The sequence below is a fragment of the Luedemannella helvata genome (assembly GCF_039528415.1).
In the GTDB taxonomy this organism is placed as follows: Bacteria; Actinomycetota; Actinomycetes; order Mycobacteriales; family Micromonosporaceae; genus Luedemannella; species Luedemannella helvata.
Map to the genome: position 1 here is coordinate 1 of NZ_BAAALS010000074.1, position 1848 is coordinate 1848.

Below are 1848 nucleotides of genomic sequence, written 5' to 3' on the forward strand. Positions count from 1 at the left end.
GCATCCGGGGCAGTGGCAGGTGGTGCTGGTTTGGGTGCCGTCGCGGTCGCGTGGGGTCATGGGCTGACCTCGAGGCATTCGGTGTCCGGCGGACGCCAGCCAGCGTCCAAGAGGCGGGCGACGATCCGGCGGGCGGTCTCCTCGGGAGTCCCGTCGCCGAACTGGGGGAAGGCCCTGGGGTCTGCGGCTCGACCCTTCTGGACGGCGAGGACCGCGCTGACGTGTGCGGTGATCCACTGCTCGGCGATGGCGATGCCGTTCTGGCCGTGCTCGTAGCTGATCCGGGCCAGGTCGCATTCGACGGCGGCCATGCGCGGGTCGTCGGCCTTCATGCCGCGCCTCGCCGACGCCGGCTCGGGCCCTCCATCGGCACGATGTGGGTGATCTCCCGCAGCCTGTCGGCGATCCGTTCGCCGAGCTTGTCGGTGAGGTCGGGGCCCTGCTTGACGCCCCTGTCGTCGACCGCGGAGAGAGCGGGCAAGTTGCTGGTGATCAGCGTCGGCAGGGACTCGTTGTACCGCTCGTTCAGCAGCCGGTACGTGGCTTCCTCGGTGAACTCGCTGATCTTCTCGGTGCCGAGGTCGTCGATCAGCAGCAGCGGGATCTTCTTGAGCCGCTTCACCTCGTACTCGGTGCCTCGCTCACTGCCGCCGGGCCGCATCAGGGCGTACATGTCGGGGGCGGTGATCGCGATGACCTCGTACCGGTCGGGGCCGGCCTCGGCGATCCGGCGCAGGGCCCCGTAGGACTGGTGGGTCTTGCCCGTGCCGAACGATCCGGTCAGCAGGACGAACCCGGCGCTGCGGGGGTTGGCGACGACGCGGTCGGCCCAGGCCTGGAGCTCGGGGTGGGTGCAGGTGGCGCCCTGGTAGCGGTAGGGGGTGGCGGTCTCCCAGCGAGCAAGGGACCAGGCGGCACGGCGGCGACGGTGGTACTCCGGGTGGCCGGGCTCGTCCTCGTCGGGGGTGTCGTCGATCGGCCCGGGTTCAATGTGGTCGAGGCCGCGGGCTTCGAGCACTCGCTGGAGGCGGGCTGTGAGGTCGCCGCCGAAAGCGCGGCTGGGTTCGGGCATGGTCAGAATCCGTTCGCGTAGTTGGCGTTCGGGTCGAGGCGGAACGGCTGGTACTTCTGGCCGTCGACGACCCGAAGGTTGGGCTGGCCAGCGGGCTCGTCGTCGTAGCAGCCTTTGTTCAGCCAGGTCGCCGGGTGCTTCGTGTACTGGGGGTCTTGGTCGCGCCGCTCGCGGGCGTAGGCCTGGGCGCCGTCGACCATCCGCTGGGGATCGGCTCCGCGTTCGATGGCGGCGATCCAGGCCTTCTTGGCTTCCTCGCGGGCTCGCTTGAGCGGGTAGTTGTGCCAGAAGGCGCCGAAGGCGGCGAGGTGGTGGTCCTTCTGCTGGCCGGTCTTGGCGCCTGCCCGGGGAGCGGGACGGCTGACGGCGGCGGGAGAAGAGTCTTTATCTGTTGAGGGGGTTGAGGGGTCTGAGGGGAAGGGGTCCTGGGTTTCCGGACCCTGTTCACGTGGTTCCCGGACCCTAACTACGTGGTTCCCGGACCCTTTCTCAGGGTTAGGGTCCGGGTTCTCCGGACCCTTTCCTTCGGTTTGGGTCCGTGGATCCGGGACCCTGTGTCCGGAGTTCCCGGACCCTGTCTCGCCGTTAGGGTCCTGGGTTTCCGGACCCAAAGTGGGGCCCATCTCCGCGACCTTGTAGACCGCGCGGTGCCCTCGTCGGCCGGCTGAGACGGTCTCGAGGGCCTTCTTCTTGCGGAGTGCGCTCATGACGTCGTACCGGCTGGAGCGTCCGGGGAGGCGCATGCGGTGCGCGATCTCCGGGTCGTCTTCGATGCC

Annotated in this window: 3 protein-coding genes; all 3 read right to left on the minus strand. The window is 69.2% G+C overall.

Annotated features, from left to right (window positions below; genetic code table 11):
* Window positions 1-56: 56 nt before the first annotated feature.
* Window positions 57-332 (minus strand): hypothetical protein, encoded by a 276-nt coding sequence (locus ABD191_RS28570; protein WP_030901131.1) that lies wholly within the window; start codon window positions 330-332, stop codon window positions 57-59.
* Window positions 329-1072, minus strand: coding sequence for an ATP-binding protein (locus tag ABD191_RS28575; protein WP_030901133.1), 744 nt, complete (start codon window positions 1070-1072; stop codon window positions 329-331). Before ABD191_RS28575 ends, ABD191_RS28570 begins: the two co-directional genes overlap by 4 nt.
* A 2-nt stretch (window positions 1073-1074) precedes the next feature.
* The coding region (locus tag ABD191_RS28580) for a hypothetical protein (RefSeq protein WP_344088973.1) at window positions 1075-1848 on the minus strand (774 nt) is incomplete at its 5' end.

Bases quoted from the DNA above. Each gene is read 5' to 3' on its own strand.
- ABD191_RS28575 (WP_030901133.1), bottom strand. From the start codon at position 1,072: ATGCCCGAACCCAGCCGCGCTTTCGGCGGCGACCTCACAGCCCGCCTC.
- ABD191_RS28570 (WP_030901131.1), bottom strand. From the start codon at position 332: ATGAAGGCCGACGACCCGCGCATGGCCGCCGTCGAATGCGACCTGGCC.